This is a genomic window from Flavobacterium agricola (genome assembly GCF_025919725.1).
GTDB classification, from domain to species: domain Bacteria; phylum Bacteroidota; class Bacteroidia; order Flavobacteriales; family Flavobacteriaceae; genus Flavobacterium; species Flavobacterium agricola.
The window spans coordinates 254,086-272,967 of the sequence record NZ_CP081495.1 but is presented as its reverse complement, the minus strand read 5'-3'; the positions used below and the strand labels follow the sequence as shown (position 1 = coordinate 272,967).

Annotated in this window: 17 protein-coding genes and 1 pseudogene; 12 read left to right on the top strand and 6 right to left on the bottom strand. The window is 33.3% G+C overall.

Going from position 1 to position 18,882, the window contains the following annotated elements:
* The first annotated feature begins 2 nt into the window (after window positions 1-2).
* The 7 genes from K5I29_RS01385 to K5I29_RS01355 all read left to right on the top strand — a co-directional run bounded on the left by K5I29_RS01385 (window position 3) and on the right by K5I29_RS01355 (window position 6,268).
* Complete coding sequence (locus tag K5I29_RS01385; protein ID WP_264434077.1) at window positions 3-575, top strand: anthranilate synthase component II; 573 nt, start codon at window positions 3-5, stop codon at window positions 573-575.
* Between the two features lie 2 nt (window positions 576-577).
* Window positions 578-1,573, top strand: coding sequence for an anthranilate phosphoribosyltransferase (gene trpD, locus K5I29_RS01380; protein WP_264434076.1), 996 nt, complete (start codon window positions 578-580; stop codon window positions 1,571-1,573).
* Window positions 1,564-2,358: an indole-3-glycerol phosphate synthase TrpC gene (gene trpC / locus K5I29_RS01375; RefSeq protein WP_264434075.1), complete on the top strand. Its 795-nt coding sequence runs from the start codon at window positions 1,564-1,566 to the stop codon at window positions 2,356-2,358. The genes trpD and trpC overlap by 10 nt, the downstream gene beginning before the upstream one ends.
* On the top strand, window positions 2,355-2,969 hold the full coding sequence (locus K5I29_RS01370) for a phosphoribosylanthranilate isomerase (protein ID WP_264434074.1): 615 nt from the start codon (window positions 2,355-2,357) through the stop codon (window positions 2,967-2,969). The genes trpC and K5I29_RS01370 overlap by 4 nt, the downstream gene beginning before the upstream one ends.
* Window positions 2,953-4,140: a tryptophan synthase subunit beta gene (trpB, locus tag K5I29_RS01365; protein WP_264434073.1), complete on the top strand. Its 1,188-nt coding sequence runs from the start codon at window positions 2,953-2,955 to the stop codon at window positions 4,138-4,140. Before K5I29_RS01370 ends, trpB begins: the two co-directional genes overlap by 17 nt.
* 10 nt (window positions 4,141-4,150) lie before the next feature.
* Window positions 4,151-4,918, top strand: a complete 768-nt coding sequence (gene trpA, locus K5I29_RS01360; RefSeq protein WP_264434072.1) for a tryptophan synthase subunit alpha — start codon at window positions 4,151-4,153, stop codon at window positions 4,916-4,918.
* A gap of 75 nt (window positions 4,919-4,993) precedes the next feature.
* A complete protein-coding gene (locus K5I29_RS01355; protein WP_264434071.1) occupies window positions 4,994-6,268 on the top strand; it encodes an alkaline phosphatase family protein in 1,275 nt (424 codons plus the stop codon).
* Between the two features lie 35 nt (window positions 6,269-6,303).
* Here the strand turns inward: K5I29_RS01355 and K5I29_RS01350 are convergent, their stop codons facing one another.
* The gene (locus tag K5I29_RS01350; protein WP_264434070.1) at window positions 6,304-6,969 is read right to left on the bottom strand and encodes a sterol desaturase family protein; all 666 of its coding nucleotides are present in this window, start codon (window positions 6,967-6,969) and stop codon (window positions 6,304-6,306) included.
* A 78-nt stretch (window positions 6,970-7,047) separates the two neighbouring features.
* The gene (locus K5I29_RS01345; protein ID WP_264434069.1) at window positions 7,048-8,055 is read right to left on the bottom strand and encodes a 3-oxoacyl-ACP synthase III family protein; all 1,008 of its coding nucleotides are present in this window, start codon (window positions 8,053-8,055) and stop codon (window positions 7,048-7,050) included.
* A gap of 160 nt (window positions 8,056-8,215) precedes the next feature.
* Between K5I29_RS01345 and K5I29_RS01340 the strand changes: the two genes are divergently transcribed.
* Complete coding sequence (locus tag K5I29_RS01340; protein WP_264434068.1) at window positions 8,216-10,654, top strand: alpha/beta hydrolase family protein; 2,439 nt, start codon at window positions 8,216-8,218, stop codon at window positions 10,652-10,654.
* Between the two features lie 33 nt (window positions 10,655-10,687).
* On the opposite strand, the gene K5I29_RS01335 is transcribed toward K5I29_RS01340, so the two are convergent.
* The 4 genes from K5I29_RS01335 to K5I29_RS01320 all read right to left on the bottom strand — a co-directional run bounded on the left by K5I29_RS01335 (window position 10,688) and on the right by K5I29_RS01320 (window position 13,323).
* Window positions 10,688-11,104, bottom strand: a complete 417-nt coding sequence (locus K5I29_RS01335) for a hypothetical protein (RefSeq protein WP_264434067.1) — start codon at window positions 11,102-11,104, stop codon at window positions 10,688-10,690.
* Window positions 11,104-12,057, bottom strand: coding sequence for an ABC transporter ATP-binding protein (locus tag K5I29_RS01330; protein WP_264434066.1), 954 nt, complete (start codon window positions 12,055-12,057; stop codon window positions 11,104-11,106). The genes K5I29_RS01335 and K5I29_RS01330 overlap by 1 nt, the downstream gene beginning before the upstream one ends.
* A 103-nt stretch (window positions 12,058-12,160) precedes the next feature.
* Window positions 12,161-12,856, bottom strand: coding sequence for an OmpA family protein (locus tag K5I29_RS01325; protein WP_264434065.1), 696 nt, complete (start codon window positions 12,854-12,856; stop codon window positions 12,161-12,163).
* An 8-nt stretch (window positions 12,857-12,864) separates the two neighbouring features.
* On the bottom strand, window positions 12,865-13,323 hold the full coding sequence (locus K5I29_RS01320; RefSeq protein WP_264434064.1) for a lipocalin family protein: 459 nt from the start codon (window positions 13,321-13,323) through the stop codon (window positions 12,865-12,867).
* A 132-nt stretch (window positions 13,324-13,455) separates the two neighbouring features.
* Between K5I29_RS01320 and htpG the strand changes: the two are divergent.
* The 4 genes and pseudogenes from htpG (at window position 13,456) to K5I29_RS01300 (ending at window position 18,863) form a co-directional block, all read left to right on the top strand.
* Window positions 13,456-15,331: pseudogene (gene htpG, locus K5I29_RS01315) on the top strand (molecular chaperone HtpG).
* A 73-nt stretch (window positions 15,332-15,404) separates the two neighbouring features.
* On the top strand, window positions 15,405-16,334 hold the full coding sequence (locus K5I29_RS01310; RefSeq protein WP_264434063.1) for an EamA family transporter: 930 nt from the start codon (window positions 15,405-15,407) through the stop codon (window positions 16,332-16,334).
* 248 nt (window positions 16,335-16,582) lie between these two features.
* On the top strand, window positions 16,583-16,864 hold the full coding sequence (locus K5I29_RS01305; RefSeq protein WP_264434062.1) for a TIGR03643 family protein: 282 nt from the start codon (window positions 16,583-16,585) through the stop codon (window positions 16,862-16,864).
* A 154-nt stretch (window positions 16,865-17,018) separates the two neighbouring features.
* Window positions 17,019-18,863, top strand: a complete 1,845-nt coding sequence (locus K5I29_RS01300; RefSeq protein WP_264434061.1) for a M61 family metallopeptidase — start codon at window positions 17,019-17,021, stop codon at window positions 18,861-18,863.
* Window positions 18,864-18,882 lie beyond the last annotated feature (19 nt).

The following is an 18,882-nucleotide window of genomic DNA, read 5'->3' as shown; positions in this document are numbered from 1 at the left end:
TCATGAAAAAAATAGTAGTAATAGATAATTACGACAGCTTTACCTACAATTTGGTACATTATTTAGAAGAATTAAATGGGCAGCCCGTAACTGTTTACCGAAACGATGAATTTGAATTGGAAGAATTAGAAAAGTTTGATAAAATTTTACTTTCTCCCGGCCCGGGAATTCCTGACGAAGCCGGCTTATTAAAAGCTGTTATTCAGAAATATTACAAAACCAAAAGCATTTTAGGCGTTTGTTTAGGTCAGCAAGCTATTGGGGAAGTTTTTGGAGGCGAATTAGAAAACTTAGCCCAAGTTTTTCATGGCATTGCAACGCCAATTACGGTACTTGACAATTCTGAAGTTTTATTCCAAAACCTAGATTCTCAACAACAAGTTGGGCGTTACCATTCTTGGGTAGTTGCCAATCGCAATTTTCCGGAACAATTAGTAATTACGGCGGTTGATGCAAACAACCAAATTATGGCATTGCGCCATAAAGATTATGATGTGCGCGGCGTACAATTTCACCCCGAAAGCATTTTAACACCACAAGGAAAAGCAATGTTACAAAACTGGATAAATCATTAATTATGAAAAAACACATACAACTCCTTGTTCAAAAACAAACCTTAAGCATGCAGCAAGCGAAAGAAGTAATTTTGGGCATATCACAAGGATTATTTAATTCGTCAGAAATTGTTTGCTTTATCAGTTTGTTTATGATGCGCCCCATAACCATTCAGGAATTAGAAGGTTTTAGAGCTGCATTTTTAGAACTATGCGTACCAGTAGATTTATCTGAATATAAAACTTTAGATATGTGCGGTACGGGTGGCGACGGAAAAAATACGTTTAACATATCAACCTTAGCATCGTTTGTGGTTGCTTCATGCGATATTCCGGTGGTAAAACACGGCAATTACGGCTTATCTTCTATTTCAGGTTCAAGTAATGTTTTAGAGAAAATAGGGATTCGATTTAGTGCTGACGAGGCAGTTATAAAAAAATGTTTAGATCAGGCAGGAATTACCATTTTACACGCGCCATTATTCCATCCAGCCATGAAAACGGTTGGGCGAATCAGAAAAGATTTAGGCGTAAAAACGTTTTTTAATATTTTAGGTCCGCTTATTAATCCGAGCCATCCAACCTACCAAGTTATTGGGGTTTATAATCTTGAAGTTGCTCGCATGTATACCTATTTGTTGCAACAAACCAAAACCGATTTTAGCATTGTACATAGCATTGATGGGTACGACGAAGTTTCGTTAACCACCAAAGCCAAAGTAATTTCTAGAGATAGCGAATTTGTTGTTGATCCGACCGATTTTAAAGGCGTTCAAAAAATTGAACCTTTTCAAATTTATGGCGGAAACACCAAAGATGAAGCTGCGCAATTGTTTGTAGATATTATTTCGGGCAAAGGCAGCGAAGCCGAAAACAATGTTGTGGCCATGAATGCCGCTGTTGCTATTAGATTGGTAAAAAAATGTTCGTTAGAAGATGCGTTTGCGTTAGCGAAAGAAAAATTACAAAACTTAGATGCATTAGTACGTTTAAAAAAATTACAAAACCTATGTCAGTAAATATATTAAACCAAATTGTTCAACATAAAAAATTAGAAGTACAAGCCTTACAAAACGTACTTCCAATTGCTTTGCTAGAACAGCAAATAGCGCAAAAAATTAATCAAAACAAATCGTTAATTCAGAGCATTACAAATTCTGACAACGGCATTATATCTGAATTTAAGCGTAGATCACCATCCAAAAAAGAAATCAACTACCAAGATTCTATTTTAAAAGTTGCTGCTGTTTATCAACAAAACAAAAGCGCCGGAATGTCCGTTTTAACCGACACGCCCTTTTTTGGTGGTAGTTTAACCGATTTAGCTCAGGCACAAACCGTTTATCACAATCCTATTTTACGTAAAGATTTTATTGTAAACGAATATCAAGTTTATCAGGCAAAAGCTTACGGTGCACATGCAATTTTGCTTATTGCGGCTTGCTTAAGCAAATCAGAAATGCAGCAATTTAGTGCGTTGGCAAAGCAATTAAACTTAGAAGTTTTGGTAGAAATTCACGATGCAGATGAATTAACTAAAATTCCATTTGATGCACATATTTTATATGGCATTAACAACCGAAACTTAAAAAGTTTTGCGGTAGATTTTCATAATTCAATCAAACTTAGCCAGCAATTACCACAAGATTCAATTAAAATTGCCGAAAGCGGAATTACCTCAGCACAAAATATTTTAGTACTTCGCGAAAAAGGTTTTTCAGGCTTTTTAATTGGTGAATTGTTGATGCGTATGGATTTTGATTCTGATCAAATCACTCAATTTTTTAATGCAGTAAAAAAATGAAAGTGAAAATTTGTGGTTTAGCGCACGTAACCAACGCGAACGAAATTGCACAACTTAACCCCGATTTTATAGGTTGCATTTTTAGCTCGGCATCAAAACGTTTTATAACTCTTGAACAAGCAAAGCAAATTAATCATCCGCAAAAAATTGGCGTTTTTGTAAATCAATCGATTGCAGAAATTGTAAACATTGCAACAAATTGCTCGTTATATGGCGCTCAACTTCACGGATCCGAATCGGTCGCTTTTTGTTTAGCATTAAAACAACAAATTCCTCTGCTAAAAATAATTAAAGCTTTTTCAATCGCTCAACTTGCTGACTTTGACGCGATAGAAGATTACGAAAATGCAGTTGATTATTTTTTATTTGATACTAAAGGAAAAGATTTTGGTGGCAATGGCATTGTATTTAATTGGGAAATGTTAAATCAAATTACTTGCAACAAACCTTATTTTTTAGCTGGCGGAATAGATGTAGCGGCATTAAGCCAAATAAACAATTTACAAAACAAACCTTTTGTTATTGATGCAAACAGCAAGCTCGAAGATGCAATTGGCATAAAAAACAACAACAAAACCAAACAACTTATTACATATGTCCAATCAATTTAAACCCAATAAGCAAGGCTTTTACGGCAAATTTGGTGGTGCTTTTGTACCCGAAATGTTATACAACAATGTTGAAGAATTAAAAGAACAGTACAAAACCATAACAGCAACCGAAAGCTTTAAAGCTGAATTTAAAGATCTTTTAAAACAATATGTTGGCCGACCAACTCCGTTGTATTTTGCAAAACGCTTGTCAGAAAAATACAACACTAAAATTTATTTAAAACGTGAAGATTTGTGTCATACCGGAGCGCACAAAATAAACAATACCATTGGTCAAATTCTATTAGCAAAAAAATTAAACAAAACCCGAATAATTGCCGAAACCGGTGCCGGACAACACGGCGTAGCAACAGCAACCGTTTGCGCATTAATGGGTTTAGAATGTATTGTTTACATGGGCGAAATAGATATGACACGCCAAGCACCAAACGTGGCACGCATGAAAATGTTAGGTGCAACAGTAAAACCAGCAACATCGGGTTCTAAAACTTTAAAAGATGCAACCAACGAAGCTATTCGCGATTGGATTTCGAATCCGGTAGATACGTTTTACATTATTGGATCGGTGGTTGGTCCAGCACCATATCCCGAAATGGTAGCTGAATTTCAAAGCATTATTTCTGAAGAAATCAAACAACAATTACAGGAATTAGAAAATACATCAATCCCAAATTATGTTATTGCTTGCGTGGGAGGCGGTAGTAATGCAGCAGGTGCTTTTTATCATTTTTTAGATGAACCCAACGTGCAATTAATTGCTGCAGAAGCTGCTGGTTTAGGAGCAGAAACGAATAAAACCGCTGCAACAACAGTAGCCGGAAGCCCAGGCGTAATTCATGGTAGTAAAACGATTTTAATGCAAACGCCAGACGGACAAATTATTGAGCCATATTCTATTTCTGCTGGTTTAGATTATCCAGGAATCGGACCTTTACACGCCCATTTATTTGACACCCAACGTGCCAATTTTGTTGCTATTACTGACGATCAAGCCATGCAAGCTGGTTTACAACTTTGTAAACTAGAAGGTATTATTCCGGCCATAGAAAGTGCGCATACATTAGCCGTTTTAGAAACTAAAAAGTTTAATCCAACCGATATTGTTGTGGTAAACCTTTCTGGGCGTGGCGATAAAGATTTGGCTACGTATATGAATTATTTTAATTTTTAATAAATTGATTATGAATCGAATTGACAGCGCGTTACAAAATAAAAGTAATCTTTTATCTATATATTTTACTGCCGGATATCCAAATTTAAACGATACCGAAAAAATTATTGTTGGATTAAAAAATGCCGGGGTTGATATGATTGAGATTGGCTTGCCTTTTTCTGATCCGTTAGCAGACGGTCCTGTAATTCAAGCAAGCGGAACGCAAGCTTTAGCAAACGGCATGTCCACTGATGTTTTATTTACTCAACTAAAAAACATACGAGAAAAAGTTACTATTCCGTTATTAATTATGGGGTATTTTAACCCAATGTTGCAATACGGAGTCGAAAAATTTTGTGCGCAATGCCAAGCAATTGGAATTGATGGCTTAATTATTCCGGATTTACCTGTTGAAATTTATGAAACAGAATACAAAGCGTTATTTGAAAAATACGGCTTGTACAACATTTTTTTAATCACGCCACAAACTTCAGAACAACGAATTAAATACATTGATGCCATAAGCAAAGGTTTTATTTATATGGTAAGCAGCAACAGCACTACCGGATCAACTCATTCGGTTTCTGATCAATCCGAAGCTTATTTTAAACGTATTGCAAATTACAAGCTTTCTAATCCACAAATTGTAGGATTTGGTATTCACGATCAGGCATCTTTTCAGAAAGCTACGCAGCATCAAAAAGGCGCCATAATTGGAACTGATTTTATTAAGTACATTACGAAAAACGGAATTGATGCTTTAGAAAAATATGTGGTTAAATTCAATCGCAAATAAAATTTAATACAAGCATAAAACAAGCTAAGTTTTAATCCTATCAAAAAAAATGTAGTTTTGTATTTTACTTTTATCATGAAAAAAACTATTTTATTACTTAGTTGCCTTGTAACAACGGCTGTTTTTGCGCAAAAACAGCAAATAGATACAGCGCAAATTGTTATTCCGAATCGCATCAATGCAGAAAAAACATTAGAAAAACCGTATGTTATTTTAATTTCTATTGATGGATATCGTTACGATTATACCGATAAATATTCGGCTAAAAACATCAAGCAAATGGCTGATTCAGGAGTTAAAGCCAAAGCTATGATTCCGTCGTACCCAACAATAACTTTTCCAAATCATTGGAGCATTATTACTGGCTTGTACCCCGCACATCACGGTATTGTAGATAATTTTTTTATTGATGAAGATAGAAAAGAATCGTATCAAATGAGTAATGCAGATAATGCAGAAGACGGAACTTGGTACGGTGGTAATCCGTTATGGTCGTTAGCAGAAGGGCAAGGCGTTGTTTCGGCATCTTTACAATGGGTTGGTTCGGCGAGTGATGCAGGGGGAAATCGCCCAACATATTATTACCGATATCATGAAAAATTTACGCCCGAACAAAAAGTAGATAAAGTTGTTGATTGGTTAAAACTACCAGCCGATCAACGTCCACATTTTATTAGCTTGTATTTTCCTGAGGTAGATTCGGCTGGGCATCATTTTGGTCCTGATTCCGAGCAAACCGAACAAGCGGTTCAATTAATTGACCAAGCGATTGGAAAATTAATAACCAATGTAAATGCTTTACATTTACCGAATGTAAATTTTGTGATTGTTTCTGACCACGGCATGAAAAAAGTAAATAAAGATGAACCTATTCGTATTCCTGCCATGTTACTAAACAAAGACAAATACGAATACATTAACTCACAATCTTTATTACGCGTGCATGTTAAAGATAAAAAGGATATAAAAGCTACTTATAAAGCTTTAAAGAAGAATAAAACAAAAGATTATCAGGTTTATTTGGCAAAAAAATTTCCTAAAAATTTACATTTTAGTACTAAAGATGATGTATTTAATCGCATTGGTGATATATTTTTAGTTCCAGATGCTCCGCACATTTTTTTAGAAAACTTTAAAAAAACAACTACGGGTAAACACGGATATAACCCATATGCTGTACCAGAAATGAAAGCTATATTTTATGCTAACGGACCAGAATTTAAAGCAGCTATTGAAATTGATGCTTTTGAGAATGTAAACGTTTATCCGTTAATTGCTGAAATTTTAGATTTAGAAGTACAACAACCTATAGATGGTAAAATAGAAGTTTTAGAAAACATATTACAATAAAAAAAGCCCTAATTAAATTAGGGCTTTTTTATTATTTATTGATCAAATTTTAATTCTTTAGCTTTATCAGCATCTTCTTTATGTTTTAGTAAATCAAACTCTGTTTTAAAAACTTTGTCCCAAAACGTATTGCTTACTCCAAAACCTAAATGTTCATTTCTGTAATGATGCATTTGGTGGTTACGCCATACTGGTTGTAAAAACTTAAACGGCGGATCGATAGCGTGAATTAAATAATGCATCGATGCATACGATAACCATCCTAAAATAAAACCAGGATAAAAAGCAAATACATATTTACCTAAAATTAAATACTGAATACCAAATAATGCTCCGGCAATTAATAAACTTGGTACCGGCGGCATAAATAAACGCTGTTTATCTCTTGGATATTCGTGATGATTACCATGAAAAATATAAGCTACTTTTTGAATTTTAGCATTATCACTAATCCAATGAAAAATATAACGATGTGCTAAATACTCAAAAAAAGTCCAGAAAAACAGAGCAAAAAAGCTAATTCCAAACATTAATGATAAAGACATATCATATGTTTTATATCCGTAATAAAAACAATATACAAAAATTGGTACGTGAATACCCCAACTTAGCGCTGGATGTCCTTTAGTTAAAGATTCTAAAAAAGGGTTTTTAAACAACTGGGCTTGTCCCGTGTTTTTTACTCTTACTTTCTTTTTCATTATTTAAGTTTAAACGTATTTTTTAAATGCTAAATTTAACACTAAAATAAGAAATATTTTAGACTTAAAACGATATAATTACCATTTAATAACGGCACTCGCCCAAGTAAAACCAGATCCAAACGCTGCTAATACCACAATATCGCCTTCTTTTATTTTTCCTTGTTCCCAAGCTTCTGTTAAAGCAATTGGTACTGAGGCAGCTGTAGTATTTCCGTATTTTTGAATGTTATTAAAAACCTGGTTATCTGTTAATTTAAATTTTTGTTGAATGAATTGAGAAATACGCAAATTAGCTTGATGCGGAACTAACAAGTTAATATCATTAACCGTTAAGTTGTTTGCTTGCAAGCCTTCATTAATTACTTCTGCAAAACGAGAAACGGCATGTTTAAAAACATATTGCCCATTCATGTAAGGAAAGTATGAAATATCGTTCGGATCGTTATCTTTTAAAATATCAGTAACCCAACGTTGGCCCATTCCAGGAGCAATTAAGGCTAATTCTTCAGCATGTTCTCCTTCGGCATGCAAATGCGTTGATAAAATTCCTTTAGTTAAATCTTCAGTGCGTGATAATACCGCTGCTCCTGCTCCATCACCAAAAATAACCGAAACACCACGACCGCGTGTGCTCATATCTAATCCGCGCGAATGTACTTCAGAGCCAATTACTAAAATATTTTTATACATGCCGGTTTTTATAAACTGATCGGCTACCGATAAAGCGTATAAAAAACCTGAACATTGGTTTCTAACATCTAAAGCACCAACGGTACGTAAACCTAATTCTTTTTGTACTAAAACTCCAGGTCCTGGAAAATAGTAATCGGGTGATAATGTAGCAAACACAACAAAATCAATTTCTTCTGGAGCTAATCCGGCACGTTCTATAGCAACGCGTGCAGCTTTTACTCCCATTGATGTTGTTGTATCTTCTCCTTCTACAACATGTCGTCTTTCCTGAATTCCAGTTCTTTCTTGAATCCACTCATCAGTGGTTTCCATAACTTTTGATAAATCATCATTAGTTACCACATTATTAGGTACATAATAACCTAAACCTGTAATTTTTGAATGATACATAAATTTTAGATTTATAATTAAAGGAATAACAAATATACTATATCTTTAAAATAATACCTTCATGTTAATTATTTTTTAGCATTTATATAGTATTTGTCATTATAATCTTATATTTTTACCTTACTACGAATAATTATTTAACTAACTCATTTATTAACTCATGAAAATAATTCGAAATTCACTCTTAGTATTATTTTTAACTACTTCAATTTTCTCAAACAGTATGTTAGCCCAAGAAAATTTAAGCTATCAAAAACCATCTCAAGAAATTTTAGATTTGGTTGAATACGAAAGAGCACCATCGGTTTCGATGGATTCTAACAAAGAATGGATGCTTTTGTCTTACAGAAACACGTACAAAACCCTTGATGATTTAAATCAAGATGAAATGCGCCTTGGCGGATTGCGTATTAACCCAGTTACCAATATATCTAGCACTGCTACCTATATTAACAACCTAAAGGTTAGAAAAGTAAAAGATAAAAAAGAAATTCAGGTAAAAGGTTTACCACAAAATCCAAAAATTACCAACATATCTTTTTCGCCAGACGAAAAATTTATTGCTTTTACCAACACAACCAACAAAGGTGTTGAACTTTGGGTTTTAGAAATTGCTAAAGCCGAAGCTAAAAAATTAACTGCAGATAACTTAAACGCAAATTTAGGTAACCCAGTAAATTGGTTTAGAGATAGCAAATCTTTATTAGTAAAACAATTACCTGCAAACCGTGCAGCGTTAATTAATACTGAAAAAGCATTACCTGCTGGCCCAATTATTTCTAATGCCGAAGGTCAGGTTTCTCAAAATCGTACGTATCAAGATTTATTAAAAAATCCGATTGACGAACAAAACTTTGAAAACTTAGTTACATCTGAACTTTATAAAGTTGATTTAAACGGAAATCAAACGTTATATAAAGGACCAGCTATGTACGCAGGTGAAAGTTTTTCGCCAAATGGTGAATATTTAATGGTTACTACATTAGAAAAACCTTTTTCGTACATCGTTCCATTAAACCGTTTTCCACAAGTAACAAATGTTTACAATGCTGCGGGTGACTTAGTAAAAGAAGTTAACGAAGTACCTTTAAGTGAGATTATGGCTAAAGGTTTTATGGCTGTTCGTACCGGAAAACGCAACATGAGCTGGAAAGCAAATGATCCAGCAACTTTAGTTTTTGTTGAAGCTTTAGACGGTGGAGATCCGGCAAATAAAGTAGATTTTCGTGATGAAGTTTTTACATGGAAGGCTCCGTTTACACAAGCTCCTAAACCTTTATTAAAAACGCCACAACGTTACCGTGGTATTATTTGGGGTAACGATGATATTGCTATTGCATCTGATTATTGGTACGACACACGTAACGAAAAAACATATTTATTCAATCCATCGCAACCAGAAAAAGGTTTAGAAGTTATTTGGGATCGTAATTCTCAAGATATTTATTCTGATCCAGGAAACTTTGAAACGAAAAAGAACGAATACGGCCGTTACGTTTTAAATATTGATAACAACAAAGGTTATTTAATTGGCGAAGGATATACAAAAGATGGCCAGTTTCCGTTTATTGATGAATTTGATTTTGGTACTTTAAAAACCAAAAGAATGTACACATCTAACTTAAAAGATAAAAAAGAAAGTATTTTAAGTTTAGAAGATGCGAAAAAAGGTGAAGTTTTAGTTCAAATTCAATCTAAAAACGAATTCCCGAATTATTATTTCCGCAACATTAAATCTAAAAAAGGATTAACGCCAATTACAACTTTCGAAAATCCGTTTGAAAGCATTAAAAACGTTCATAAAGAAGTAATTAAATACAAACGTAAAGACGGAGTTGAACTTTCTGGAACATTATATTTACCAGCAGGTTACGACAGAAAGAAAAAAGGCGAAAAATTACCTTTATTAATTTGGGCTTATCCAGCAGAATATAAAGACAAAAATTCAGCAGGACAAACCTCACACAATCCAAACGAATTTACATTCCCGTACTACGGATCTTTTGTTTATTGGGTAACTAAAGGTTATGCAGTTTTAGACGATGCAGCTTTCCCAATTATTGGTGAAGGTGAAACAGAACCTAACGATACATTTGTTGAACAATTAGTTGCTAACGCAGAAGCTGCAATTGATGCGGTTGATGCTTTAGGATATATTGACAGAGAACGCGTTGCAGTTGGTGGGCATTCGTACGGAGCATTTATGACAGCAAACTTATTAACACATTCTGATTTATTTGCTTGTGGTATTGCACGTTCTGGAGCTTACAACCGTACTTTAACGCCATTTGGTTTTCAGCGTGAACAACGTAATTACTGGGAAGCAAAAGATGTTTACACAGATATGTCACCGTTTATGAATGCTGAAAAAATGAAAACACCAATGTTATTGGTTCATGGTGAAGCTGATAATAACCCAGGAACATTTACTTTACAAACAGAGCGTTATTTCCAAGCTTTAAAAGGTTTAGGTGCACCAGCAAGAATGGTAATTTTACCTAAAGAAAGCCACAGCTACGTTGCTAAAGAAAATATTTTACACCTATTATGGGAACAAGATCAGTTTTTAGAAAAACATTTAAAAGCAGATAAAAAATAAAACAAAAAACTCGAAGCTAAGCTTCGAGTTTTTTTATTTCCATATTTCAAACCATTTTTTTGGTTTACTTGTATTTTTTGTAAAGGCAACCAAATCTAACAATGTTCCTTGGTTTAATTTATATTTAGCAACAACATCATCGGTTGTTGTAAGTTGGTATTGTAAAGCGGTGTTTGTCGGAAGTACATTATTGTTATAAACAGCCACAAGCTCTGGCAAAGAAACCAAATTGTTTTGGTATGTTTTTAAAACATTTAAAATTTCATTAAAATCAGCTTCGCTTACATCAAACGCAAAAAACACAACAAAGGTGCGTGTGTTTTTTATTTTAAGTTGAATTTCTTGGTCGTTTTGTAAAAAGTTTTGCTGACCAATGTGCTTTTTTAAAAGCGGTTCTAGGTTTTGTGCCGGAATATTTTTTACAACAATACAGGTTTTTGGTAAATTCATTATTTTAATGTTATAAACACCGTGCTATTTACTGCAATTTCTGTTGGATGTTCTACGTATATTAATTGGTTGTTATTCGGGTTAATAGTTTCTATAATATAACGTCCACCATCAAAATAGCTATTGGTAACCACAGCCATTAATTTACCAGAATCAGTAATAATTAGCTGATTTGGATATTTGTAAACTACATCGTAAATCGGTAAATCTGCTGCTACAATATCTTGTAAAGCAATTTCATTTACATCACCAAACAAGCTCGCTACATATTTTTGTTGCGGATTGTAATAAACTTCTAACGGATTGCCTTGCGAAACAACTTCACCATCTTTTAAAATTAATAATTCATCTGCAAAAGAAAGTGCATCCACGCAATCGTGTGTAGCAACAATACAAGTAATGTTTTTCTTTTTTAAATATTCAAATAAGTTTCGGCGTAAACTATTTTTTCTAAAATTATCAATATGGCTAAACGGCTCATCTAGCAACATAACTTCTGGCTCCAATGCCAAAGCTTTAGCTAAAGCTACGCGTTGCATTTGGCCACCGCTTAAATATTGTACACGGGTGTTGCTATATTCGGTCATTTCTACAATTTGCAATAACTGACTTACGCGTTCTTTTTTAAGCTCCGGGTACACGTTAGATAAAAATTTGCCCACATTTTCAAAAACGGTTGCATAAGGCATCAAATCAAAATCTTGAGCCAAATATTTCATGAACTTCATACCTGGAACCAAATTAAATTTTGGACCGGTTATTTCCGTATCATTCCAAAATAAGTTACCCGAATCGGCATCAAATAATCCGTACAAAAGCTTTATTAAAGTTGATTTTCCGCAACCGCTTTCGCCTAAAATTGCTAAATGATGACCGGCAGGAACTTGAAAGGAAATTTGATGTAATACTTCTTTATTTTTATAAGAAAAGTTAAGATTTGAAACCGTTAACATAAGGGAAATTATTTTTTTACAATTTAGGAAGATTTGAATAATAAAAAAAACCAATTCTAAATCGGTTTAGAATTGGTTTTCAGTACTATAGTTTTATAGCAAATTATCGGTTTGCTTCTCTTTCAGCATCAGCTTGCATTTTCTCGTTTGCAACGATAGAAAATTCTACACGGCGGTTTAAAGCACGTCCAGCATCAGTATCGTTTGTAGCAATCGGATCTGCTTTTCCTAAACCTTCTACTGCAAAACGTGAAGCTTTTAATCCTTGTGCTACTAAATAATCTTTAACAGCAGTTGCACGTTGTTTAGAAATACGTAAGTTTACCTCATCGCTACCTTTATTATCAGTATAACCGTAAATGGTAATATCTGTATCTGGGTATTCTTTAAAAACTTCTGTTAATTTATCTAAATTTTGTTTGGCTTTTGCTGTAAGGGTAGATTTATTGAATTCAAATTGAATTGCATTTTCGCCTAAAACAAGTTTAATACCTTCTCCCACGCGTTCTACCTCAACTCCAGGAACGGCTTCTTTAATTTCATTGGCTTGGTTATCCATTTTTTTACCAATAACAGCACCAGTAGCACCACCAACAACACCGCCAATAACTGCACCTAAAGCACCATTACCGCCTTTACCTAAGTTATTACCTAAAATACCACCAATAACAGCACCTGCAGCAACACCAATTCCGGCTCCTTTTTGTGTGTTATTTGCATTTTTAACTGAGTCACAACTTGTAAAAAGTCCGCTCATTACAAAAGCTCCTGATAAAACAAATAAGCTAATTTTTTTCATTTGTATTTCTAATTAATTCTATTAAATGTATAAACTACTTCGGTTGGGCGGCCACCAATGTTGGTTTGATCTACCAATTGAAATTGATTAGCTGATTGGTTACGCACCTTTAAAAAGAAACCTGCTGTAACGTTTTTTGCCTTTTCTCCTTCACCAACAAATTTTAAAGTAAAATCTTGATTCGGTGTTACCGTCCATTTAAAATCGCCATCAACCGCAGGGCAACCTGACTGATTTAACGACATAGTTCCGGTGTTGTTGTTTGATACAAAATGCCATGTACTACCTACAAAACATTTAGAATCTGCAATTTGAAATGATTTTAAAGGAAACATGTTTGAGCCCGCATAATTTACACTGCTTACTTGCCAATTTCCTTTAATTCCTACCTGAGCTTTGGTATCAACCTTAGCAGCACAGCTCGCTAACAATAAGGAACCAAAAGCTATAAAAGCCAATTTTTTCATAGTTATTATTTTTGTAGTATATTAATATTCCAAAATTATGCCAAAATGTCATTCTGTGCAACTTTGGTATCGCTTTTGAAATAAATTATATCAACAATAACGTATTAACTTTATAAAAATTTTAAAAAAAATATGAATACAGGTAAAATTAACGTATCGGTAGAAAACATTTTCCCCTTAATTAAAAAGTTTTTGTACAGTGATCACGAAATTTTTTTAAGAGAACTTGTTTCTAACGCAACAGATGCAACATTAAAACTAAAACATTTAACAAGCATTGGAGAAACAAATGTTGAATACGGAAATCCCGTTATCGAAATTAAAATTGATAAAGAAAACAAAACCTTAAGCATTATTGACCAAGGAATTGGAATGACGGCTGAGGAAGTTGAAAAATATATTAACCAAGTTGCCTTTTCTGGTGCCGAAGAATTTTTGGAAAAATACAAAGATTCTGCTAAAGATACCGGAATTATCGGGCATTTTGGGTTAGGTTTTTATTCGGCATTTATGGTGGCGAATAAAGTAGAAATTATTACAAAATCGTATAAAGATGCACCAGCTGCACATTGGACATGCGATGGTTCACCAGAATTTACATTAACTACTGCTGATAAAACCACACGCGGAACAGAAATTGTTTTACACGTTGCTGAGGATTCGCTAGAATTTTTAGAAGATGCTAAAATTAGCGAGCTTTTAACCAAATACAACAAGTTTATGCCGGTGCCAATAAAATTTGGTACACGTACAGAAACAATTAAAGTTGGCGAAGGTGAAGATGCAAAAGATGAAACGGTTGTTGTAGATAATATTATTAACAACCCAACCCCAGCGTGGACCAAACAACCAAGTGAATTAACAGACGAAGATTATAAAAACTTTTACCGCGAATTGTACCCAATGCAATTTGACGAACCGTTATTTCACATTCACTTAAATGTAGATCATCCATTTAACTTAACCGGAATCTTATTTTTCCCTAAATTAAGTCAAGATTTACAAATTCAAAAAGACAAAATTCAGCTGTACCAAAACCAAGTTTTTGTAACTGATAATGTAGAAGGCATTGTTCCGGAATTTTTAACCATGTTACGCGGTTATTGATTCGCCAGATATTCCGTTAAACGTTTCACGCTCGTACTTACAAGCAGACGGAAATGTAAAGAAAATTTCGAATTACATTACCCGTAAAGTTGCCGATAAATTAAAATCGTTATTTAATCAAAACCGTGAAGATTTTGAGGCGAAATGGAACGATATGAAAATCGTTTTTGAATACGGGATGTTAACCGAAGAAAAGTTTTATGAAAAAGCAAGTTCGTTTGTATTATACCCAACAACCGAAGGTAAATATTACACCATTGAGGAGCTAAAAGAGCAAATTAAAGACCAACAAACCGATAAAGACGGAAAAATTGTTGTGCTTTACACCTCAAACAAAAACGAACAACACACCTACATTGCGGCTGCAAATGCAAAAGGATACCAAGTTATTGTTTTAGATTCTCCGTTAGCTTCGCATTTAATTCAAAAGTTAGAATCTGACAACCAAGATTTACAATTTGTACGTGTGGATGCAGATCATATTAATAACTTAATTAAAAAAGAAGATGCAGCCATTTCTAAATTAACAGAAGAAGAACAAACTACTTTAAAAGAAAATTTAGAAACAGCAATTGCAGCAAAAACATATACCGTGCAGTTAGAAGCTTTAGATTCTGATGCAATGCCGTTTATTATTACGCAGCCTGAATTTATGCGCCGTATGAAAGAAATGAGCCAAAACGGTGGCGGTGGCATGTTTGGTATGGGTAATTTCCCAGAAACTTACAATCTAGTAGTAAATACCAATTCTAAATTAGCCAATCAAATTTTAGCTACTGCTGATGCAGCCGATAAAAAAGCATTGATTGACCAAGCTTTAGATTTAGCAAAATTGTCGCAAGGATTATTAAAAGGAGAAGAATTAACAAACTTTGTGAAAAGAAATTTTGAAAAAATATAATTAATATAGTTATTTGCATACCTAAAAGTCGGATTCGAAAAGTCCGGCTTTTTTTTTGCTAAATATTTTAAAAATGAATCAATTAACAAAAGGAATTATTTACGTAGCATTAGGTGCATCTAGCTTTGGTATGCTAGCATCTTTTGTAAAACTTGCTTATAAAAGCGGCTATACAACCGCCGAGGTAACTTTATCTCAATTTGCTTTAGGTATTATTTTTGTAGCGTTATTAGTAAACTTTACTAAAAAAACTGCTGCAACAATTGCTACAGCAAAAGACAAGAAAAATTTAATGCTTGCAGGTACAACCATGGGGTTAACCAGTATTTTGTACTATTTATGTGTAAAATACATTAACGCATCGGTTGCTGTGGTTTTATTAATGCAATCGGTTTGGATTGGTGTTGTTGTAGAAATGGTTCAAACCAAAAGATTCCCTTCATTCCAAAAAATAATAGCGGTTATCATTATTTTAATAGGAACAGCGCTTGCAACCAACATATTAGCAGAAAACGTTAGTTTTAACGCTCTTGGTTTGTTATTTGGTGTTTTAGCTGCTTGTTCGTTTTCTACTACTATTTATTCATCTAATAGCATTGCAACGCATTTACATCCGTTTAAACGCAGCTTGTTTATGCTTTTAGGAGGTGGAATTATGGTTTTAATTTTTGCATTTATTACCCAAGTTGGGCCAACGTATTTAAATTTTAATATTTTAGGTAGCTCAGATATTGCAACGGTAAAACCAATAGATTTTAATATTTTTATTACCTATGGTATTATTCTTTCTTTATTTGGTACGGTACTTCCTCCTATCTTTTTAAACAAAGGATTCCCGTTAACCGGTGTTGGATTAGGTAGTATTGTATCAGCCTTAGAATTACCTGTTTCGGTAACTTTTGCGTATTTTATGTTATCAGAAGTTGTAATTGGAACACAATGGCTTGGTATTTTATTCATATTGCTTGCCATAGTGCTAATGAATATTCAATTTAAAAAATAAAAAGTGAGGTTATCCTCACTTTTTTTTATTTGATACAAAATACAACTTTTTCAATTTTAATTTAAATGATTACAAATATTTTTAAAAAACAGATAATTCTTTATAAAAAATAGCTTTTATAAATATTTTTATTAAAAAAAATTAAAAAAAGCCAAACAACACAATTTTCTATTGTTTTTTTCATTAATATTGGTGTATAAATGTTTAACTAAAAAAAAATAAAAATCCTATTTGATTCATTTTAACTAATGGAAAAAGCAAAAATTTCAGATTTTGATGCTAAAACTTTAGCAACTATTGCAGAAATTGCAAACAAACATAAAAAACCATTTGATGTTTTAAAAAGAGATTATGGTCTGCACGAAAGTGAAGTTACCAGCTTAATGAAAATGAAGCTTAACTCGGAAGATTTTGAGGCTTGGAAAAAGCGCACAGCCGCTGCCAAACAAAAGCTAAAACCGCTTAAGTTTAATGATTTAGAAGATGACGATTTAGATAGTAAATACTATTTTAAAAATAAATTTGATTAATTAAAAGCTCCTAAAAGGAGCTTTTTTTATTGCTCATCATTTTTAGCACTACCAAATAAACATCTAATCTGTTAAAATAAACAGAAAGCTACGCAACAAAACCACGATATTTCGTTAACTTTATAAGATAATCTGTTACATACAATATTTACTAATGAAAAAAATATTATTTACCATTATTACAGCATCCTTTATTATTAGCTGTAATACAACAAAAATAACATCAAAAAATCAGGCGGTTAATCAAGTAAACATCAACTTGGTAAATGTGCAAAACGATCAGGTCGAAGTTTCGGTTAAAGCTCCAAAAATAAAAAGCGACGAAATTACCTATCACATTCCTAAAATTATCCCAGGAACCTATTCTGAAGATGATTATGGTAAATACGTGGAACGATTTTATGCTTATGATGCCAAAGGCAACAAGTTACCTGTTGCTAAATACGATGTAAATTCTTGGACCATTAGCGATGCAAAAAAGTTAGCTAAAATTACATATTGGGTAAACGATACGTATGATACTGAATATTTAAACGAAGAAAAAATATTTTCGCCAGCAGGTACAAACATTGCAACAGATAATTTTATGCTAAACATGCATGGCTTTGTGGGTTATTTTGATGGATACAAAAACAGCCCGTACGAAATAACAATTAAAAAGCCACAAAACATGTACGGTGCAACTGCATTAAAAAACTTAAGTAATACCAATACTACCGATGTATTTAAGGCCAATCGTTATCATGATGTGGTAGACAACCCAATTATGTACACGGTGCCCGATACAACATCTTTTAAAGTTGATGGTATGGATATTTTAATCAGTGTTTATTCTCCAAATAATATGCACAGCGCTGCTGCAATAAAAGATGCCATGAAAACAACCATGCAAGCGCAAAAAAGCTTTTTAGGCGATTTTAATAGCACAGAAAAATATGTTATATTACTTTATCTTTCTAACGGTAAGTTTGATGATGCTGGCGGATATGGTGCTTTAGAACATCAAACATCAACTACGGTTGTAATGCCTGAATTTATGAATCAGGAAATGTTGGAAGAACAGCTAAAAGATGTTGTTTCGCACGAATTTTTTCATATCGTTACGCCACTAAGCATTCATTCAGAAGAAATTCACAATTTTGATTATAACAATCCAAAAATGTCACAACATTTATGGTTGTACGAAGGCGTTACTGAGTATTTTGCCAATTTGTTTCAGGTAAATCAAGGATTAATAGATGAAGCTGAGTTTTTTAACAGAATGAATCGTAAAATTTATGAATCACAAAGTTATGACGATACAATGCCGTTTACTAAATTATCTAAAAACGTTTTAGAAGGCGAATATAAAGACAACTACATTAACGTATATCAAAAGGGTGCGTTAATTGCTATGTGCTTGGATATTGAATTGCGTGAAGCTAGCAATGGTAAACAAGGTATTTTAGATTTAATGAAACAACTTTCTAAAGAATACGGGAGTAATAAACCTTTTAAAGACGATGAGTTATTTGCTAAAATTAGCAGCTTAACCGGGCCGAATGTAAAAGCTTTTATAGATAATCATATTCAAGGTACAGAACCGATTGATTACGAAAAGTATTTTAATAAAATGGGCGTTGGTACCGGAATGGATACCATTACATCGCATCCTTTTTTATCAAAAAATCAACCTATAATTGATATCAATCAGGAAGATAACACCATATTTATTCCAGAAAATGTTGAGCTTACTGATTTTTTTACAACTTTAGGAATTCAATCTAAAGATGTAATCAAATCCATCAATCAAAAAGAATATGGATTAGATAACATTTATGATTTTATTGCGGATGCAGCAAAGTGGAAAAATGGAGATGCCATATCTGTAGTAATTGTTAGAGACGGTAAAGAACAAACAATAAACGGAAAAGTAAAACTACAAGAAGAACAAGTTGAAGCTTTTATGTTTAAAGATTCGGCTAAAAAAGCATTAAAAGATGCTTGGTTAAAAGGTTAGAAAAAAAGCGCTTTCTTAT